16 protein-coding genes are annotated in these 19158 nt (G+C 60.5%); 5 read left to right on the top strand and 11 right to left on the bottom strand.

The features are described from left to right. The first annotated feature begins 170 nt into the window (after positions 1 to 170). Entirely contained in the window at positions 171 to 680 is a 510-nt protein-coding gene (locus B0E51_RS07970; RefSeq protein ID WP_077444315.1) for a hypothetical protein, read from the top strand. A gap of 490 nt (positions 681 to 1170) precedes the next feature. Here B0E51_RS07970 and B0E51_RS07965 read toward each other — a convergent pair whose 3' ends face one another. Both B0E51_RS07965 and B0E51_RS07960 read right to left on the bottom strand, forming a co-directional pair. Beyond that, the gene (locus B0E51_RS07965) at positions 1171 to 2577 is read right to left on the bottom strand and encodes an FAD/NAD(P)-binding protein (protein ID WP_077444314.1); all 1407 of its coding nucleotides are present in this window, start codon (positions 2575 to 2577) and stop codon (positions 1171 to 1173) included. A gap of 386 nt (positions 2578 to 2963) precedes the next feature. Next, positions 2964 to 3512 carry a cysteine dioxygenase family protein gene (locus B0E51_RS07960; protein WP_077444313.1) on the bottom strand — a complete coding sequence of 183 codons (549 nt, stop codon included), beginning with the start codon at positions 3510 to 3512 and terminating at the stop codon, positions 2964 to 2966. Between the two features lie 256 nt (positions 3513 to 3768). Between B0E51_RS07960 and B0E51_RS07955 the strand changes: the two genes are divergently transcribed. Next, positions 3769 to 5130, top strand: coding sequence for a DUF2252 family protein (locus B0E51_RS07955; RefSeq protein WP_168172600.1), 1362 nt, complete (start codon positions 3769 to 3771; stop codon positions 5128 to 5130). Positions 5131 to 5272: 142 nt separating this feature from the next. Here B0E51_RS07955 and B0E51_RS07950 read toward each other — a convergent pair whose 3' ends face one another. Both B0E51_RS07950 and B0E51_RS07945 read right to left on the bottom strand, forming a co-directional pair. Beyond that, the gene (locus tag B0E51_RS07950) at positions 5273 to 6181 is read right to left on the bottom strand and encodes an SDR family oxidoreductase (protein ID WP_077444312.1); all 909 of its coding nucleotides are present in this window, start codon (positions 6179 to 6181) and stop codon (positions 5273 to 5275) included. Between the two features lie 203 nt (positions 6182 to 6384). Continuing rightward, the gene (locus tag B0E51_RS07945; RefSeq protein ID WP_077444311.1) at positions 6385 to 7125 is read right to left on the bottom strand and encodes an SDR family oxidoreductase; all 741 of its coding nucleotides are present in this window, start codon (positions 7123 to 7125) and stop codon (positions 6385 to 6387) included. Positions 7126 to 7381: 256 nt separating this feature from the next. Here B0E51_RS07945 and B0E51_RS07940 point away from each other — a divergent pair, with 256 nt between their 5' ends. Next, a complete protein-coding gene (locus B0E51_RS07940) occupies positions 7382 to 8272 on the top strand; it encodes a LysR family transcriptional regulator (protein ID WP_077444310.1) in 891 nt (296 codons plus the stop codon). A 180-nt stretch (positions 8273 to 8452) separates the two neighbouring features. Continuing rightward, on the top strand, positions 8453 to 10222 hold the full coding sequence (locus B0E51_RS07935) for an aspartyl protease family protein (RefSeq protein ID WP_254424460.1): 1770 nt from the start codon (positions 8453 to 8455) through the stop codon (positions 10220 to 10222). A gap of 43 nt (positions 10223 to 10265) precedes the next feature. Here B0E51_RS07935 and B0E51_RS07930 read toward each other — a convergent pair whose 3' ends face one another. The 5 genes from B0E51_RS07930 to B0E51_RS07910 all read right to left on the bottom strand — a co-directional run bounded on the left by B0E51_RS07930 (position 10266) and on the right by B0E51_RS07910 (position 14924). After that, positions 10266 to 11756: a S41 family peptidase gene (locus B0E51_RS07930; RefSeq protein ID WP_168172599.1), complete on the bottom strand. Its 1491-nt coding sequence runs from the start codon at positions 11754 to 11756 to the stop codon at positions 10266 to 10268. 401 nt (positions 11757 to 12157) lie between these two features. After that, positions 12158 to 13441 (bottom strand): MFS transporter, encoded by a 1284-nt coding sequence (locus tag B0E51_RS07925; protein ID WP_077444308.1) that lies wholly within the window; start codon positions 13439 to 13441, stop codon positions 12158 to 12160. Between the two features lie 5 nt (positions 13442 to 13446). Beyond that, a complete protein-coding gene (locus B0E51_RS07920; protein ID WP_217333085.1) occupies positions 13447 to 13782 on the bottom strand; it encodes a hypothetical protein in 336 nt (111 codons plus the stop codon). After that, on the bottom strand, positions 13779 to 14342 hold the full coding sequence (locus tag B0E51_RS07915) for an isochorismatase family protein (protein ID WP_077444306.1): 564 nt from the start codon (positions 14340 to 14342) through the stop codon (positions 13779 to 13781). Before B0E51_RS07915 ends, B0E51_RS07920 begins: the two co-directional genes overlap by 4 nt. Before the next feature lie 60 nt (positions 14343 to 14402). Further along, complete coding sequence (locus B0E51_RS07910; protein ID WP_254424458.1) at positions 14403 to 14924, bottom strand: MarR family transcriptional regulator; 522 nt, start codon at positions 14922 to 14924, stop codon at positions 14403 to 14405. Positions 14925 to 15531: 607 nt separating this feature from the next. Here B0E51_RS07910 and B0E51_RS07905 point away from each other — a divergent pair. Beyond that, on the top strand, positions 15532 to 17184 hold the full coding sequence (locus tag B0E51_RS07905; RefSeq protein ID WP_168172598.1) for a S53 family serine peptidase: 1653 nt from the start codon (positions 15532 to 15534) through the stop codon (positions 17182 to 17184). A gap of 127 nt (positions 17185 to 17311) precedes the next feature. On the opposite strand, the gene B0E51_RS07900 is transcribed toward B0E51_RS07905, so the two are convergent. Then, positions 17312 to 17698: a response regulator gene (locus tag B0E51_RS07900; RefSeq protein WP_077444303.1), complete on the bottom strand. Its 387-nt coding sequence runs from the start codon at positions 17696 to 17698 to the stop codon at positions 17312 to 17314. 103 nt (positions 17699 to 17801) lie between these two features. Beyond that, positions 17802 to 19088, bottom strand: coding sequence for a divalent metal cation transporter (locus tag B0E51_RS07895; protein WP_077444383.1), 1287 nt, complete (start codon positions 19086 to 19088; stop codon positions 17802 to 17804). Positions 19089 to 19158: the final 70 nt, after the last annotated feature.

Raw genomic sequence — 19158 nt, 5'->3', positions numbered from 1 at the left:
TATCTATACAGCGTTGCTATCGCGTGGGATTTGGGTATGCACCTATGACTGGCTATACGAGCCATAGAGTGTCGCTGCCATCTTTGTTGTAAATCATCACTGCTACGCCGTGCAACACCACCCGAAGGCACGCCGGTACACCCACCAAATCGTCAACCAGGAAGATCTCCATGCGCACCTTTGCCGTCAAGCTTTCCTGCTTCAGTGCGTTGCTGCTGGCAGCTGCAACGATCACCCCGGCGCATGCCGCCAATGTCTGCGATGCGGTCTACCTGGCCTCCATCAAGTTCAACCAGACGCCAAGTCACGCTTACGTCGCGGTGCACATGGCTGGCTTACCCAACTCCATGGAGGATGTTTTCGCCGGAGGCGTCGAATACATGAAGGTGGGCGATCAGTGGCAACGCAGCCCATTGCCCCAGCAGTTGGCGATGAAAAACATGCAGGAAAAACTGAAAACCCACCCCGATACCTGCACCGTGGTCGGCGACCAGATCAAGGATGGTCAGGCAACCACGCTCTACAGAGTCCACGACGCGAAGATGAATATTGACACGCAGGAGTGGATCGCCAAATCAAGCGGCCTGCTAGTGCATGAAACGACCGACCTCCACGAAAGCGGCACAACGGACACTCGCATTGAATACAGCAATGTGCAGGCACCGGCTGGCGTGAAGTAAGCAAACGATCATGGGCAGAACATCTTGTCGCGCTTGAAACCACATTTGCTCGCAACTATCCGGGTCAGAGCTGCTTACCTGATGCCATTCTTTGCGAATAGGTGTCAGAGACGAATGGCACTTACTTAAGTGCTTAAGCGCCGTCATCCCCCGCGCAAGCGGGAATGACGAAAAGTTAGGTTTCGCACTTACTTAGGGCCACCCTACTCGCAACCGTTCGCGCTGGGCATAGCCTGCGCAGCAAGCGGAGTCGAAGCGCCGCCAAGCGTGGACGGCCCATCGCTGGCAGTCCTTCGACTTTGGCCTTCGGCCTACCCTCAGGACGAACGGGGCCTAAGTAAGTGCCATTCGTGTCAGAGACAATTTCTGGAAGGTGCCGTGGACGGATCGGTTCCGGTGGTGGGTCGAAGCCACGACAGGCCGTTTCGCAGTGGTACGAACGGTCGGACGACCACCGCGCTCCTCTAGTGTCCCTCTGACACCATGCTTGTCAGCCGTTCGCGCCACTATCACCGCTGCTGACGGTGGGCACGCTGACGAAGTTCTGGCTCAGGCATGTCGCCACGTGATGCGCGTCCTTGCGAATTTCAGGCATCGCGGTGCACTCCCACAAGCTGCCGCGCAGCAGCGAGCCGATGGCAAAAAGTCCGCGTTGCGGCTGTCCCGTTCCATTGATCAATTGCCCATCAGCTTGAGCCACGACACCCAGCTGCAAAGGATCCGCAACGGCAAGACCGTCATGCAGGAGTCCGGCAAGGAGTTCGTGCCTTGTATACGCAAGAGCCGTGTCCAGGCCGGTTGCCTGGATGACCAGGTCTGATTCCAGCGTACTGACCAGCTGGGACACCCGGCCGCGGATCGTGACCTGCAATGGTGAGGTGCCTTCGACTCGCAAAACCCGTGCCGCGTGGATCTGAAGACGTCCTTCATCCCGCAGTTGTTCGATGGCTTGCGCGGACGCAGGCGCCACGCGATGGCGCGAGGCCTCCCAGACCCAGCGGACATGTCGCAGGAACTGCCAGCGTTGCCTGGTGGTCAGCTTTTGCCAAAGCCTGGCGTTGATCGGTCGCATGCCATCGACAATGCCGCGCCAGTCTCCGGTGTGTAATGCGATCGCCTCGCGGACAAGTCGCGTCATGGCGGGAATGCCGCCGCTGTCCAGAAGCCCTTTGTTGAGGTCATCCTGAAAAGGGTAGGGCGCCATGGGTTGCTCTGGATGCACAAAAGGCAACAGGCCATGCCTGGAAACCGCCACCAGATCGGCGCTGGGCCAGCGCGTGGAAGCTGACAGGAGCGTGTCGACTGCGGTCAGCCCCGTGCCGATTACCACGACTCGACGAGGAGACTTCTGCTGCTGATCAAGAGTCCAGGGGTCAAGCTTGTAAGCGTCGCTGGCCAGCGCTTCATTTGAGACACTTCGCAGGGCGCGTGGCGGCAACGCACCCAACGCCAGAACCACGTTGCCTGCCTCAATGATTCGCCCATCCGCCAAGGCTATAAGGTAACCGCTTTGCGGAGTTGCCTTGATGCTCACCGCCGCGGCTTTATGCACTTTGAAAGACTGGCCCTGCTGCGATGCGGATTGGACAAGCGCTGCGATCTGCGCCTGGACAAAATCGCCGAACAGCCGGCGCGGAAGAAAATCCGAGCCACGCACGTGGCCAAGCTCTTCGCTGGCGTGCCTCAGAAAATCATCCGAGTGATCCAGGAACAGTCCCATGCCGGCCGCACGCACATTGAGCAAATGTCGTTCATCGAGCGTGCTGTACGCCACGCCTCGTCCGGGCGAACACTGGTTGACGATCCAATGAATCGTGCATGGCGGGTTGCATCGTAGAAGTTCGCCAAAGACCGCGGCGCCAGCAGCTCCGCCACCGATGATTGCGATATCCGTCATGAGATCGATCCCCAATGCTGCAAAGAAATGATGCGCCAGCCCCGGCAGGGCCGCGCGACATCGTGTTTAGTCTTGACGACAGTCAATCATGTCTATCGTTAAGTCTCCGTATCTTCCTTTGCCTATACGGAAACCACGATTCGCGACATATGCTTATGCCAATTGAAGCTTGGATGGTTTCACTTTCTCATGATAAATCGATACATGCTTATAGCCATCTAGGTGGCTATCCAAAAGATGAGCGTCAAATGCCATGGAAGGGCATGACCATCAGTATGTAATACGGCGTTGCAGCCTTATCGGCGGCTTGTCGCCGGTACATTTTCCCTTTCGGTCGCTTGCCGGAGTGTTGGCATCACCGTGTGCCGCATCACATGCAGGAAGTGTCAGAGCGGTTCGGTCGCGGTCGACCTGCGTTGAGGAGGCAGGCTGGCTGTCTGCGGATAGACGGCGTAAGACAACAGCGGTCCGCCATAGACGTGAAGGCTGAGGGCAGGCGCGTCGGTCGACGGGTTGGAGCAGGCATGTGCATAAGCGGCATCGTCGAAGATCGCCGCGCCATCGCGCTTCAGGTCGAGCGAACGCACTTCCTCCGGGTTACCAGTGACGAGCCGGAATTCGTCGACATGCAATGCGCCGCATAGCACCAGCTCGATACCCCAGAGCCCGTCGTGGTCATGTACGGGCGTGTGATAACGAGGTGGCCAGCCAATAAGGATCGCGGAGTAGCCGTCGCCTTCGGCAACCAGCCAGCGGCGATAAGAGGAGCGCGCTTCCTCGGCCCTGCTTGCCAGCGCACGCCGTGAATCAGTCGCATCGGTAACCGCGCGCAAGGCATTGCAGAGGTCGTCCAAACCTGAGGGAAACTGTGGTTGATGACGCTGAAGAATGGCCGCAATTTCACGGCGCCATGTTTCAAGAAGTTGTGCGGACATAGGTCTTTTCGTGACTGCGATGAGACCACAATAAAGGGTGCGCGCTAAAAAGGTAACTAGACAGTTATACGGCTGATGCCCGAGCCAGATGCCGGGTGGCTCGCCGCTGATCGGTTCCGGTCGCCCGAAAGCCGGGGTCAGAGTCTGAGTCTGAGGTTTGCTGCGTCACGTCACTGTCATCACGAGTTGCTTGAATCGGCGCTTACCTATCAGGCACAGCTCAGCTGTGCCTTTTTCATGTTTCGGGGAAATTGCAATGAAGAAAGCGTGGATTGTTCTGTCGTTGGCCAGCTTGCTATGCGCGTCCGCTGCGCAGGCCGCTACTTCGCGTGCAAGCTGGGTGGTATCGCAGATCTACAATTACAACCATCCCTTTGCGGCGACAGACACCACCGATCTTGCCACCAAGATGTCGACCATGGCGGGCGACGCTTTCGATTTCTATCGCGGCACCGACCATATTTTCTACCAGGATATGGCGACCCTTCCGGCATCAAGCTATACGACCACGCAGACCGGTTACACCTGGATTGGCGGTGACGCGCACATCGGCAACTTCGGCGCCTGGCAGGACAGCGGCAGCAACAACGTATTTTCGGTCGATGACTTCGACGAAGGCTATCTTGGCCAATATGTCTGGGATCTGCGCCGTCTTGCCACGAGCATGGTGCTCGCCGGTCGCGCCAATGGCGTTGCGGACAGCGATATCACCACGGCTGTCAACACCATGGTGGGTGCCTATGTCAGTGAAATGAACAGCTTCATGGGCAGCAGTGCCGAGCTGAGCTTTCAGCTCAAGAATGGCAACACTTCTGGTGTAGTGCAGGACACCATCAGCGACTCCAAGGGCGATAGCCGCTCCAGTCTGCTGAGCAAGTACACCCAGGTCACCAATGGTATTCGTAGCTTCCAGAATATCGCCGGCACCCTGGTGCCGGTGGACAGCACGACATACAGCAACATAGCAGCTGCGATGAACAGCTATATCAGCAATATCGCTTCGTCCAAACAGTACGCTGCCAGCTACTACCAGGTGAAGGACATCCGCCAGAAGCTGGGTTCAGGCGTAGGCAGCCTGGGCAAGCTGCGCTATTACATCCTGATCGAAGGCCCTTCCACCTCCACCTCGGACGATGTGATCCTGGAGATCAAGCAGGAAACGGCCAGCGCCGTGGCTGAGGTGGACCATGGCCAGCTTCCGGCTGCCGACTACAACAACAACGAAGGCAACCGTGTGGCCATGACAGCCAAGGCGCAGACCTTGAATGCCGATGCGCTGATTGGTTATGCCACGATCAATGGTCTGACCTACTTCTTCCACGAGAAGTCTCCGTATGAAGAAGATTTCGACTACGCCCAGTTGACCAGCGCAGGCAAGCTGAAAACTGCAGCTGCTTACCTGGGTCAGGCGCTGGCTTCAGCACATGCCGTTTCCGATCAGGATTACAACAGCGCCATCGTGCCTTACAGCATCGACAAGCAGGTCAGCAATGCGATCTCCAGCACGAGCGGCCTGGAATCGGAAATCTCGACTTTCGCTTTCAACTACGCTGCTCAGGTCAATCTGGACTGGCAATCGTTTGTCAGTGCCTACAATGCGGGCACGCCGCTCTACTAGGATCCTGCCAAAGGAGGCGACTGACAGGGCAACGGTGGCCGACGGATCTTCTTCGGCAAAGTGTCAACCCTGTTTGCATTCTTTGGAATAAAAGGCGGCAAGGTTTCCTTGCCGCCTTTTATTCAACAAGCATCGCGCCGTTTCAGCTTGCCGCCGCCTTCACCTGCGGCCGCAACAAATCCTCCAGCCCGATGCGACGAAGCATCTCCGCACGCACGCGATCAGCGACACCATTGACGATCTCGCAGCCATCCTGGGAGGGATCGATATGCGTGCGGAACGGGCGCTGGCCGAACGGCATGTCGACCACCTTCACGATGGCATCGGCGACGGTCGCCGCATCGGCATCGGCGGGCTCGAGCGAAGCGAGGCCTTTCAGCGCCTGGTCCGGCACGCCGGCATAAGGGCCGTTGTCGTATTCGGCGGCGCGATCCCTGTCCGCGGGTGAACCCGAATGCGCGAAGTGGTTGGTACCCTTGGTGAAGGCGCCTGGCACGATGATCGAGGTTTCGATGCCCCAGCGCGAAAGCTCGCTGGCGTAGCTGACGGCCAGCGAATCCATCGCCGCCTTCGCCGCAAAGTACGGTGAGAGGTAAGGCGGCGTGCCGCCACGCGCACTGCTGCTGGACACCCACACCACTAGACCGCGACCCTGTTTGCGCATGTGCGGCAGGGCGGCACGATTGACGCGCTGCGTGCTGAGCACGTTGATGTCGTAGAGCTGGGCGAACTGTTCCGGCGTGAACGCCTCGGCCGGGCCGAACGACATGTGGCCGGCGTTGTGGATGACGACGTCCAGACGGCCGCTGTCGGCCAGGATCTGCCGGATGCCTGCTTCAGCCGAGGCCTCGCTGGCAACGTCCAGCTCGACGGCACGCAGATCGACACCGTGCTCCGTGGCGTACTTCTTCACTTCTTCGACTTGCGGCGCGTTGCGGCCGGTGGTTTCGCGCATGCTGGCATAGACCGTGTGCCCGGCATGGGCGAGCGCGCGGGCGGCGAGGGCGCCAAAGCCACTGGAGGCGCCGGTGATGACGATGATCTGTTTCATGATGGGATTCCTCAGTCAGAGTGAGTGCCGTGTGGGTAACACGGCGTGGGGGTTTAGGGATGGTCTGAATAACTCGTCATTCCAGCGAAAGCTGAAAAGCTCCACAACAGCGAAGCTGGTCAATCCAGTGTCTTCAGTGAATTGCAGCGGCACTGGATCCCAGCTTTCGCTGGGATGACGACAAAGACTTACTCAGGCCACCCTTAGATGATTCCGCCGTTGGCGCGCAGGACCTGGCCGTTGATCCAGCTCGCGTCGGGGCCGGCAAGGAAGGCCACCGCAGCGGCGATGTCTTCGGGCTGTCCCAGGCGCTCCAGCGGGGCGAGCTTGGCGAGGCGATCGACGACTTCCTGCGGCTTGCCCTTGAGGAAGAGATCCGTCGCCGTGGGACCCGGTGCAATCGCGTTGACCGTGATGCCGCGTCCGCGCAGTTCCTTGGCGAACACGCTGGTCATCGCCTCGACGCCGGCCTTGGTGGCGGCATAGATGCCGTAGCCGGGTTGCAGCAGGCCGACGACGCTGGACGAGAAGTTCACGATGCGGCCGCCGGTGCGTAGACGTGTGGCGGCTTCGCGCAGCGTGTTGAATGTGCCTTTCAGGTTCACCGCGATCTGACGATCGAACGAGGTGTCCTCGGCATCCGCCATGTTCGCCAGCTGCATGATGCCGGCGTTGTTCACCAGTACATCCACGCCACCGAAGGCGGTTTCCGCGGCATCGAACAGGCGACGCACATCGGCGGTGTTGCTCACGTCTGCCTTCGCTGCCAGGGCCTGACCGCCAGCCTGCTGGATCGCACGGACCAGGGCTTCGGCCGGTTCCGCGCTTTCCGTGTAGTTGACGATGACGGTGAAACCGTCGCGGGCCAGTCGTTGCGCAATGGCTGCACCGATACCGCGGGATGCGCCGGTGACCAGGGCGACTTTCTGATTCTGCTTGTTCATGGGATCTCTCCAGGCCGGCCCAATGCCGGGGTGTGGAGAGACTCTAGGCTTTCGCTATGGACTAATAATCTTTGCTAAATTGCCAATACAATTCGTTATGAGCGAACAATAGGGTATCTCGAATAACTGCCTTTTTTGCCCGTCATTCCCGCAAAAGCGGGAATCCAAGTTGCTGTTACGCAAAGTCAAAATGGATTCCCGCTTTCGCGGGAATGACGTCATCGAGGTTTTTCGAGACTCACAATGGGATGGCGAGATGGACCGACTGGGTGTCATGCGGCTGTTCACGCGAATCGTGGAGCGGCAGAGTTTTACCCTCGCTGCCCAGGATCTCGAACTCCCTCGCTCGACCGCCACGCAGGCGATCAAGGAGCTGGAGAAACGGCTGGGCGTGCGGTTATTGCAGCGGACCACCCGGCATGTCCGATCCACGCTGGACGGCGAGGTGTTCTACCAACGCTGCGTCGCCATTCTTGGCGAGGTCGAAGACGCCGAGGCCGTTTTCAGCAACGCCAAACCGCGTGGGTTATTGCGTGTGGATGTCCATGGCACGCTGGCACGCCATTTCGTGTTGCCGGGGTTGCCCGCATTCCTGACGAAATACCCGGATCTGCAACTTCACCTGGGGGAGGGCGATCGGCTCGTCGATCTGGTGCGCGAGGGTGTGGATTGCGTGCTGCGTGTGGGCGATCTGAAAGACAGCGCGATGGTCGGGCGGCGTGTCGCGGTACTTGAAGAAGTGACCTGCGCAAGCCCGGACTATCTCGCTCGTCATGGTGTGCCGGTCAGCATCGACGATCTGCAAAGCCATTACGCGATCGGCTTCCTGTCGTCAGCCACCGGGATGACGCTGCCGCTCGAATTTGCGATCAACGGTGAACTGCGCAACGTCGTTCTGCCTGCGACGCTCACGGTAGCGTCCGCCGAAACCTATGTCGCCGCCGCCCGGCTGGGCCTTGGTCTGATCCAGGTACCGCGCTATCACGTCGCTGCCGCTCTTGCCGCGGGCACGCTGGTCAACGTGCTCCCCGAATTCCCACCCTCGCCAACGCCCGTTTCCCTGCTGTATCCGCACAGCCGGCAACTCTCGCCGCGCGTGCGCGTCTTTATCGATTGGCTGACGCGCGAGTTGGCGAGTCGTGCATAGACATGGTTACGCGCGGGGTCGGATGTTTCGGTCTACCTGCGAACCATCCACATTTCACTGCCAAGTCACTCCTTGAGCGGCTTGGGAGTTTTCGCCATGATGCTTGGAACGCCCGTACAGACAGGCACTCGATTATCAGGCCTGCATTCTGCGGCCTGGTCATGCAAGGGGAGATGGTCAATGAGGATGTTGCGTCTGGCCTGCCTGGGCATCTGCGCTTTGCTCGCAAGCCAGGCTTGGGCTGATGGCTGCAAGCTGAAGGATTACGGCACGTTGCCGGTGGAAATGGTTGGCAGTCGAGCCACGACCACGGTGAAGATCAACGGGAGCGATACGCGCTTCATCCTCGATACCGGGGCTTTCTTCAACACCATGTCGAAAGCCAACGCCTCATCGCTTGGGCTGAAGCTGGAGCCTGCGCCGTTGGGCTATCGCATCACTGGTATTGGCGGTACTGCGAATGTCGAGCAGGCGCATGTCAAGGAATTCGGCATCCTCGGTACGACGTTCAAAAATGTTGATTTCATTGTTGGTGGTACCGATACCGGCGATGGATTGCTCGGCGCCAACCTGCTCGATTTCGGCGATATGGAAATCGATCTGGCGCACGGCAAGTTGACGCTTTTCAAAGCTGACCACTGCGACAAGGCGTCGCTGGCGTATTGGGTAAAGGATGGCAACTACGACTTCGCTGATATCAAGCCAGCCGACAACACGTTCGACCGGCGCACTTTTTTCAGTGTGACGACAAATGGCAAGAAGGTGCGGGCGGTGCTCGATTCGGGGGCATCGGCCACCGTACTGAGTCGTGACGCCGCCGAGCGAGTCGGAATCAACTTGAATGCGCCAGATGTCAAGGCTGGCAGTAGCAGCATCGGTATTGGCGCCAAGCGGGTCAAGACATGGACTGTGCACATTGATTCGTTCTCGGTCGGTTCGGAGACGATCCAGCACAGTCAGATGCAGGTTCTCGACGGACGAATCGGCGACGGCGAAACCGACATGCTGCTCGGCGTGGATTTTCTCCTCGCCCATCACATGTTCATCGCCAACAGTCAGAGGAAAGCCTATTTCACCTACAACGGCGGCCGCGTGTTTACCTTCGCCGAAGCCCCGAGCGACAGCGACAAGTCCGGTGCCGGCACGGCTGCGGACGACAACAGCGCAGCACTCAAGACCGCGCCCGATTACGCTCTGCGCGGCGAAGCGCACCTGTCGCGCGGCGAACCGAAGGCTGCCGTAGCGGATCTGGACGAGGCGATCCACCTGGCACCCGATCAAGCTGCTTACTATGTGGCCCGTGCACACGCACACATGGCAGACAAACAGCCCGTTGCGGCGCTCGCCGATCTGGACAAGTCCTTGAGCCTGGATCCTAAGAACGTCGATGCCTTGCTGCTGCGCGCCGAATTTCGCTTTGTGCACCAGGATCGCGCTGGTGCGACAGCCGACGTGACGGCGGCAAGCGCCTTGGCACCAGCAGGATCAGCGCAGGTGCGCTTGATTGCCAGCCTGTATGTCCAACTCGGTCAACCGGCAGCGGCGCTGCCCATGCTCGACGACTGGATTCGCCTGCATAACGATGATGCGTTGCTTGGCGCGGTGCTCAACGAGCGCTGCTGGGCGCGTGGTCTGAGCAATCAGATGCTCGACGATGCCTTGAAGGATTGCCGCAAGGCGATCAAGCGCGATGGCGAAAAACCGGCCTACCTCGACAGTCTCGGCCTGGTGCAGTTGCGCCTGGGGCATGATCCCGAATCGATCAAGGCCTACGAGCAGGCCGTTGCGCAAATGCCGCATAACGCGTGGTCGCGTTATGGTCTTGGCCTGGCGAAAATCCGCAGTGGCCAGACGGATGAGGGCAACGCCGATCTGGTCGCCGCACGCGGGCTGGATCCGGAAATCGAGGCACGTGCCACCAAGTATGGCTTGACTGCGGCGGGGCCATAGATCGCAAGCGTTCCTCAGTGTCCCTGACATCATTGATCGACGATCAGAGCCTGTGCTCCGCCTTCAGTCGTGAAAATATTTGAACGAGACTGTCCTGGCCACCATCGTGCAGGTCGGCGAGTGTGGTCATGAGCGCAAGATCCGGGCGCAGGCCTGCGGACTGGATGGCGAAGGGGTGTGTGCGGCTGGGTGCGAAGTGATCCTGCGCCAGCATGTCGATCAGCGCGCCCTCGGCGTGCTCGCCTTCAGTGAGCGTGCCGGCAGGGTCGAATACGGAGAAATTGCCGCTGAGTCGCACGGCATAGCCGGAGCCGGGCAGTGGAGTGCCCGGTTTGCTGTTGAACTCGAAACCGCCGCCGGCACCCACGGTGCGCTCGCCGACCACGGTGGCGCCCGAGGCCCATAACCAGCTCGCCATGAATTCTCCCGCCGAGCGTGTGCCGGCGTCGGTCAGCACGACCAGTGGCGCATGGGCGGCGACGTGGCCACAGCTCGGGTCGGTGTGTTCCTTCGCGAGTTGCACGGTGCCAGCCCTGGTACCGGCGAACAGGTCGAGTGTGGCGAGCGAAGATTTGGTGCCGAGCGCCTCGGCCAGCAACCACGCTTCGCGATCGAAGCCGCCGAGATTGCCGCGCAGATCCAGTACGAGTACATCCGCATCGCGGGCCGCGGTGTCGGTTTCGCGGATGACGTTGCGAACCACGGCGCAGTAGCCGGCGAGCATGGCGGTATCGTCGCTGGCGCCGGGTTGTCTGCTGGCTGCATCGGCAGCAGCCACGAAGGCGTCGTCGTATTGCGGTGCGAATGCACCCACGCGCAGCGTGCCGATGCGCAGACCCGCGGCCTTGAAGCGCTGCGGCAGATCGGCGCGGTTGATCGCGGCAGTCATCGACCTGGCCAGTGCCGCATCCACCGGCTTGTAGTGCAACGTGACGGTTTTTGCCTGAATCCCGGTACCTTGCAGGCGCAACGCAACTGCGTCCCCGAGTCCGGCAACGCGATGGACCACCGGCGTGGCGAGTCCGAGCTCGGTGGCCGCTTCCGCATAACGGCCGCGACGCTGGCCACCGAAGGTCAGCGTCGCGGCGTGCTGCAGCCAGGCATGGGCGTCCTGACCATCGATAGCCAGTACCTGATCACCTTCGGCGACTTGCGCGTTTCGGGCGGCGGCATCGAATACGCGCCAGACGATCACGCTGCCGTCGCTGGCAGTGCGGAACAGCATGCCCAGGGTTTCGGATTTACCCGCCTTGGTGCCGACCAGCGCAACATGCTGGTCCTGCAGCGCAGCCAGCGCGCGGGTGAGTGCATTGGCATCGGGTAGGGAAGGCGTGGTGTGGTCGGTCGACCAGAACGCGTAGCCCTGGACCTCGTCAGGAAAGTCGTGGCGGTAGCGTTCCGCGTAGCGCAGCGAGGGATAGCTGTGAGTCACCTGCGCGCGCAGCTGGGTGCCGTCATCGGCCTTGGCCGCGTGTGCACTGCTCAATACGGTCAGCGCACACAGCGCCGCGATGATCCGAATCTTTCCCTGCATGACGTTTCCCTGGCTGCGTGGCATCGAGCGCGATGCCACTGATCACGCGATGAAGTATGAAGGTGCGATCATGCCGGGGAAAAGGTGTCGGGGGCGAATGGCACTAAGCGCCGTCATCCCCGCGAGGAGCTTCTCAACAGCAAAGCTGGTCAAGCGGGGATCCAGTGTCTTGCGTGACCTGAAAAGGCTGAAGTCACTGGATTCCCGCTTGCGCGGGAATGACGAAAAGTGAGGTTTCGCGCTTAAGTAACTGCCATTCGTGTCATAGACAATTCCTGGAAGCTGCTGAGGCTGATCGGTTACGGTCGTGGGTCGAAGTCAGAACAGATCGTTTCGCTGCAGTACGACCCATCGGACGGCCACCGCGCCCCTCAAATTTCCCCGGACACCATTCTTTCAAACTACAAGGGAACCTTGAGCCCGACATCCCCGTTGCCGCCATCAACACTGAAGCGCATTCGCCTGCCCTCGACTCTTACCCGCAACCCCCGATAACTCACCAGATACCTCACCCCGACCGCCGCTGCCCCAAACCCCGAAGCAGCACCAACCCAAAGCGCCCAGCGCGGCCCGAGCGTATCCGCCACCCACCCGACCAATGGCGCACCGATAGGCGTGCCGCCCAGGGCGATGGCAAGCAGTATCGCCATCACGCGCCCGCGCATCGCCGGCTCGGTGGATAGCTGCACCAGGCTGATCGTCGAGGTGGTTAGGGTCTGCGCGGACACGCCGATGATGACGAGGGCGACGCCGAACAGGCGGACGTTGGGCATGACTGCGGCCAGCGCGAAGCCGAAGCCGAAGATGGCCACGGCAACGAGCAACAGCGCGATGTGCGGTTTGCCACGCTGAGCTGCGAGCAGTGCACCGGCGACCGAGCCGATCGCCATGACCGAGGTCAGCAATCCATATTCGGTCGCGCCGGCGTGGAACACGGTGACCGACATGGTGGAGATGAAGATCGGAAAGTTGAGTCCGAACGTGCCGATCAGGAACAGCATCAGCAGGATCGCTTTCAGGTCAGGGCGATGCCAGACATAGCGGAAGCCTTCGACGAGGCTGCCGCGGGTGCGTTCGGGGCGACTGCCGAGATGCAGTTCGCCGATGCGCAGGAGACCCAGCGAGCAGAGCACGGCAACGAAAGAGGCCGCGTTGATCAGGAACACCCAGCCAGTGCCCACGCTGGCGATGAGCACACCGGCGACGGCGGGGCCGATCATCCGCGCGACGTTGAACGAGGTGGAATTCAGCGCCACCGCATTCGACAGGTCGGTTTCGCCGACCAGGTCGGAGACAAAGGTCTGGCGCGCGGGTGCATCGAATGCGGCGACGCAGCCGAGCAGGAAGGCGAACACATATACGTGCCACAACTGCACTAGGCCGCTGACGGTGAGCAGGCCCAGCCCGAGCGCCAGCAAACCCATCGCCGCCTGCGTGGCGATCAGCAGTTTGCGGCGGTCGAGATGATCGGCGGCAAAGCCGGTCAGTGGCAGCATCAGCAGCTGCGGTCCGAACTGCAGCGCCATCACCACACCGACGGCGGCGGCGTTGTGGCGAGTGAGCTGGGTGAGGACGATCCAGTCCTGCGCCGTACGCTGCATCCACGTGCCGATATTCGACACGATCGCGCCGCTGGCCCATACACGGTAGTTGTAATTGCGCAACGAGCGGAAAGTGCCTTTCATGTCACTCACGGCTTCCCGGGACTATTGCCGCCGTGCAGCCGTCCGAACATGCGTGCTGTAACCACGCCCATGAGCAGGACACCCAGTCCTGCAGCAACCACGTCAGCAGTGGAGCGCAGATCGAAGTTTCCGACCCGGCATAGCAGGACGTAGCCGACAGCCAGATTGAAGCATCCCCACAGCACATTTACGGTCGAAGAAGAAAGTCCAACGCCATGCGGCGTGGCAAACGGGCTTTGGAACGGCCTGCCCATCACGCCGCTGACAAAATGCGGAACTGCGTTGGTGAGGAAAACGCCACCAAAGAACCAGGCAACATAATGCTGCCATCCCATGTTCATGCGCTCCTGCTCTCGAGCAGCTCGATGATTTCCTGCGTCGTGCCGGTTTCGCCCAGCCGCGGGAAGATCCGCGTGACGCTGTTCTGGTGGGCATCAGCATTCATGTCGGTCATGGCGTCGACGGCGAGAGTGATGTTGTAGCCGTTCTCATAGGCATGACGCGCAGTCGATTCGACACCGATGCTGGTGGCGACGCCGACGATCACGACCTGGGTGACGCCAAGCTTCTTCAGGTGCTCGTCGAGGTCGGTGTGGGTGAACGCACCCCAGGTGCGCTTCGTCACCATGTGGTCCGTGGGTTGCTGGTTGAGTTCGGGAACGAGTTCAGCCCAATCGGCGGGAAGTTCGCCCAGATTGCGCGCCTGTTCCGTGCGACCTGGTGCTCCACCGGTGACGTTGACCAAGACGATCGGCAGGCCGTGACGACGGAAGGCATCAGCCAGCGCGCTGGCTTGCTTCACGATCTCGGCAGCAGGATGCGCGGTGGGATAGGCGACGATGCCTTTCTGCAGATCGATGACAATCAGGGCGGTGCTCGGGTCAAGCGTGGTAAGCGCCATGAGATGCTCCTTCGGGGATTGATGGGGAATGCGGCGAGCCGAAATGCGGGATTGGGTGGGTCAGGAGTCGGCGATGCGCTTGAGTAGTTCGACTGCGGTGGTGAGCTGCTTTTGCTCTGCCGCCGTCAGATTTGCCCGAATGCTGCGGAACAGCCAATCCTCACGCGCCGCGCGGCTTGCCTTGACCAAGTCCCGGCAGGCCGCCGTGAGAGAGATGACGGTCTGTCGGCCGTCGTTCGGGTCTGGCGCGCCGCTGACGAGACCGGCCTTTTCCAGCACGGCAACCGTGGCACCCATGGATTGCGGACGCATGCCTTCGGCTCGCGCAAGAGTCGTCACGGTAGCGGGACCACCGCGTTCCAGATGACCGAGCACCGATACCTGCGACCAGGTCAGATCGCCCATATGCAGCTCTTCACGCAGGCGTCGTTTCAGTTTGCCGAGCACCACGCGAAGCTCGCCGGCTACAGCCAGCGTGCCCGCAGCTGTGGGATCGTTCTTTGGCTTGCCCATGCTCACGCCCAACAAGTATGAAGGAAAACTGAGAAGGTTAACTTCGTATATACATGATGCGCGCATCATGACCTGAGGTCAACCTGATTGGGCAACGATGGGGCTATAACCAGGATGGATCCATCTGAGGTGTGCCGGTCCGGGGCGGGCAAGTGCAGTCCTTGCGCAAAATGTCCCGACTGGTTCGGGTTTTATCGCCGGGAAAAAATGGTCGTGGCTCTCAGTGTTGACGACTGCCTGAAAATCGCATCTTTTTGCGAGTGACCAGATATCCGTTCTCTGTTGCAAACAGTTTCATGCAGATCTTGCGGCGAATCAGGTAATGCCATGGATTATTACCACTGGACTTGGGATTTACCGGTGTACTGATTTTGCGATATGCAAAATCATTCGCATGAGACGCAAGATTTTTGCTTGGCCTTGTCTATTTTCTCTGCTGGGTGCGGCTGCGATTATATAAATCAAAATTCCGTCACCCGAAGATAACAAATGTCGTCATACCCTTCGGCGGCCATTCGGCACCGGGGGAGCATGCTATGGGGAGCATGCGGTCAGTTCCCCCTCAATCTTTCACTGGTAATACGGGGAGTAATTTCCAATGAATAGAACAGATTCGCGTGGAACCGCTCGGGGAAATGGCCTTTCCAGCCTGGCTCGCAGCACATGCGGGCTTTCGGTGGCCGTTGCCCTGGCCTTCGGTACAACCACGGCGGTGCAGGCCGCCGAAGTGATGACCCATCACGTACGCAATGTGGTGAGCGAACATGCCGCATCGCAGATCGGCACTCTTCCCTTGCATCAGGTGATGAGTCTCAATGTCGTATTGCCGGTGCGCGACCAGGCAGGCCTGGATGCGTTCGTGGCCAGCGTGGCCAACCCGGCCAGTCCGTCTTTCCGCCAATACCTCACGCCGGCGCAGTTCACGGCCAGATTCGGCCCGACCCAGCAGGACTATGACGCGGTCGTCCAGTATCTGCGCAAGAACGGGCTGACGGTGACCGGTGGAAGCCGCGATGGCATGGATGTGCAGGTAAGAGGGCCGGTCTCGGCCGTCGAAACTGCCTTCAATGTCCGCATGCTTACCTATCGGCACCCGACGGAGAATCGCGTCTTTTTCAGCCCGGACCGCGAGCCCACAACTTCGCTGGCGATACCGCTCTGGCATGTTTCCGGTCTGGACAACTACTCGATCCCGCATCCGCTGTACGTCAAGAAGGGCGATTACGCCAAGGCCCATGGCATCAGTCCCGATGCGGTGGTCACGCATGCGACGACCGGCTCAGGCCCCTCTGCCTCGTTCCTGGGCAGCGACATGCGCGCTGCGTATTACGGTGGCACGGCGTTGAACGGTGCAGGTCAGAACCTCGGACTGTTCGAATATTACGGCACCGACCTGACTGACCTGACGACGTATTACAAGAACGTCAAGCAGACCAACAATGTTCCCGTCACGCTCCTCTCGACCGACGGAACCAGCACCTCCTGCGTCTATACGAGGGCGGGCGGTGATTGCGACGATGGCGAGCAGAATCTCGACATGACGCAGGCCTTGGGCATGGCTCCCGGTCTGAGCAGCCTGGTGATGTACGTCGGCTCCACCGATACCGCCATCATCAGCGCCATGACGACGCACAGCCCGTTGCCCACCACGATCGGCTGCTCATGGGGCTGGACGCCGGCTGACCCGACCACGCTCGATCCGTACTTCGAGAAGATGGCCGCCCAGGGCCAGACTTTCTTCGCAGCATCCGGCGACGATTCGACCTGGACGAAAACCGGGAATGCTGCAGCATGGCCCGCCGACGACGCCTATGTCATCTCCGTCGGTGGCACCGATCTGACGACCAGCAGTGCGGCAGGCCCCTGGAAGTCGGAGACGGCCTGGGTTGATAGCGGCGGCGGCATCTCGCCCGACAAGATCGCCATTCCCTCCTGGCAGAAGCTCTCGGGCGTGATCACCTCGACCAACAAGGGATCGACGACTTATCGCAATGGTCCGGATGTCTCGGCGAACGCCAACTTCACCTTCTACACCTGCGGGGACCAGCAAGCCTGTCAGGCCAACGAATACGGCGGCACCAGCTTTGCGGCGCCGATGTGGGCGGCGTTCATCGCCTTGGTCAACCAGCAGCTGGTTGCCAACGGCGGGGCACGGGTCGGCAATTTCAACGCGACCATCTATCCGCAGAATGTGACCAGCACCTATGCCACGGACTTCCACGACATAACCAGCGGCAAATCCGGCAGCTATTCGGCTGTGACCGGCTATGACCTGGTGACGGGCTGGGGTAGTCCGAAGGCAGCCTTGATCACGACACTGGCTCAATAACCGCCGAAGACACATCCAGCGACAGATATTTGAAACGCTTGAAGGCCCGGGGATTCAACCCGGGCCTTTTTTCGTGCAAGCGTCTGGAATGACAACGCCGGTGCATGCGTTTGTGCGCGTCTGACTTCTACGCCGAGCATTCACCAGCACGCCTCGACGCTTCCCCAATCGCCTCCAGCAATTGTTCCCCGCCAAACGGCTTGCGCAGGAAGACGCCTCGTTGCGGAATGTCGGCGCAATGCACTTCCGGGTCGGCGGTGATCACGACCACGGCGATGGCAGGGTACTGCTCGATGGCTTTCTGGCTGATGTCGATGCCGGTCATGCTGCCGGCAAGAACGACATCGGCAACGATGACGTCGATCCTCTGGGCATTCAGCAAATGACTGGTGGCACCCGTTGATCCCTGGGCGCGAATGGTCCGAAAGTCGCCGGTCGCGGATAGATGCAAATCGATCGATTCCAGCACCAGGGCATCGTCATCGACGATGAGTACGGTTTTCTTCTTGTCCACGCATAGCCCTCAAGTTGTCCACGCATAGCCCTCAAGCCCATTCCGGCGTAGCCCAGCATATTCCCAGTTCGCCGCCAAAAGGACGTGAACCTGTGCTGGTCTTTCAGTCTCCCCAGGTAACGAACATCACCACGGCTGCTGCTGCCATCGCAGCCGTGGCCATCCAGCCGAACAGCTTCAGCGGCCACGGCATGGTGAACTTGCCCATCACCTTGCGGCTGGACCCCATCAGCATCATCACGATCATCAGCGGTACCGCCGCCACGCCGTTGATCACTGCGCTCCAGTACAGCGCCTTGATCGGGTCGAGCGGGGTCAGGTTCAACGCGATGCCGGCGAGGCTGGCGACGATCAGCACGCCGTAGAAGAACCTGGCTTCGTGCGGTTTGTTTTCCAGTCCGCTGCGCTGGCCAAACGCGCCGGATGCGGCATAGGCGGTAGCGCCGGCCAGTACCGGCAACGCCAGCAGGCCGGTGCCGATGATGCCGGCGGCGAACAGCGCGAAGGCCAGCTTGCCGGCTAATGGTCGCAATGCTTCGGCGGCCTGCGACGATGACTGGATGTCGGTCTTGCCGTGGGCATGCAGCACCACGGCGGCGGTGAGGATGATGAAGAAGGCGATCAGGTTGGAGAAGATCATCCCGATCGTGGTGTCGATGCCGATGCGGCGCAGGGCGCTCGGCGCTTGATGAGGTGCCCTCCGCAGCGACCTGCGCCGCTTGTTCGATCCAATCTCCTCTACTTCCTGCGCTGCCTGCCAGCAGAACAGGTAAGGGCTGATGGTGGTGCCGAGCAGGGCAACCAGGCCGACGGCATATTTGGCATTCCAGCTGATCGGCGGCACCACGAGGCTCTTGAGCACGGCTGGCCATGGCACATCGACCACCATGATGGTTGCGACATAGGCGAACAGGCTGAGAGTGAGCAGTTTGAGGATCGGCGAATACCGCGTGAACGGAATGAAGATCTGCAGCACCAGCGACAGCACGGCAAAGACCGCTGCGTAGACCAGAGCCGGACCACCGATCAGCAGCTTCAGCGCAGCTCCCATGGCGCCGATGTCCGCCGCCAGATTGATCACGTTTGCCACGATGATGGATACCACCAGTCCGTATACCAGCGTTCTGGGGTAATGCGCGCGGATACCTTCCATCAGGCCACGACCGGTGACCCGCCCGATGCCGGCGCTGATGCCCTGGATCGCGATCATCAAGGGCATGGTCAGCAGGATGCACCACAGCATGCCGTAGCCAAATGCTGCGCCTACCTGCGAGTAGGTGGCGATACCGCTGGGATCGTCGTCGGCTGCGCCGGTGATCAGCCCGGCACCCAGATTCGCCCATGGCGGTGTTTCAAGCCCGCCATCTTCGGTGTTCTTGCGGCTGACCATGATGGCGCTCCCGGTGCGTGACGTGCGTTGCCGGACGTGGCGCACTGGACGATGAGTTTCCCCATGGCGG

This window comes from Rhodanobacter sp. C05, from assembly GCF_002001165.1.
GTDB lineage: Bacteria > Pseudomonadota > Gammaproteobacteria > Xanthomonadales > Rhodanobacteraceae > Rhodanobacter.
Note: the sequence above shows the minus strand (reverse complement) of the source record. Positions and strands in the feature narration are given on the sequence as shown.

What these genes read in the sequence shown, in the direction of transcription:
- B0E51_RS07970 (WP_077444315.1), top strand. Translation starts at nt 171, where the DNA reads ATGCGCACCTTTGCCGTCAAGCTTTCCTGCTTCAGTGCGTTGCTGCTG.
- B0E51_RS07965 (WP_077444314.1), bottom strand. Translation starts at nt 2,577, where the DNA reads ATGACGGATATCGCAATCATCGGTGGCGGAGCTGCTGGCGCCGCGGTC.
- B0E51_RS07960 (WP_077444313.1), bottom strand. Translation starts at nt 3,512, where the DNA reads ATGTCCGCACAACTTCTTGAAACATGGCGCCGTGAAATTGCGGCCATT.
- B0E51_RS07955 (WP_168172600.1), top strand. Translation starts at nt 3,769, where the DNA reads ATGAAGAAAGCGTGGATTGTTCTGTCGTTGGCCAGCTTGCTATGCGCG.
- B0E51_RS07950 (WP_077444312.1), bottom strand. Translation starts at nt 6,181, where the DNA reads ATGAAACAGATCATCGTCATCACCGGCGCCTCCAGTGGCTTTGGCGCC.
- B0E51_RS07945 (WP_077444311.1), bottom strand. Translation starts at nt 7,125, where the DNA reads ATGAACAAGCAGAATCAGAAAGTCGCCCTGGTCACCGGCGCATCCCGC.
- B0E51_RS07940 (WP_077444310.1), top strand. Translation starts at nt 7,382, where the DNA reads ATGGACCGACTGGGTGTCATGCGGCTGTTCACGCGAATCGTGGAGCGG.
- B0E51_RS07935 (WP_254424460.1), top strand. Translation starts at nt 8,453, where the DNA reads ATGAGGATGTTGCGTCTGGCCTGCCTGGGCATCTGCGCTTTGCTCGCA.
- B0E51_RS07930 (WP_168172599.1), bottom strand. Translation starts at nt 11,756, where the DNA reads ATGCAGGGAAAGATTCGGATCATCGCGGCGCTGTGTGCGCTGACCGTA.
- B0E51_RS07925 (WP_077444308.1), bottom strand. Translation starts at nt 13,441, where the DNA reads ATGAAAGGCACTTTCCGCTCGTTGCGCAATTACAACTACCGTGTATGG.
- B0E51_RS07920 (WP_217333085.1), bottom strand. Translation starts at nt 13,782, where the DNA reads ATGAACATGGGATGGCAGCATTATGTTGCCTGGTTCTTTGGTGGCGTT.
- B0E51_RS07915 (WP_077444306.1), bottom strand. Translation starts at nt 14,342, where the DNA reads ATGGCGCTTACCACGCTTGACCCGAGCACCGCCCTGATTGTCATCGAT.
- B0E51_RS07910 (WP_254424458.1), bottom strand. Translation starts at nt 14,924, where the DNA reads ATGATGCGCGCATCATGTATATACGAAGTTAACCTTCTCAGTTTTCCT.
- B0E51_RS07895 (WP_077444383.1), bottom strand. Translation starts at nt 19,088, where the DNA reads ATGGTCAGCCGCAAGAACACCGAAGATGGCGGGCTTGAAACACCGCCA.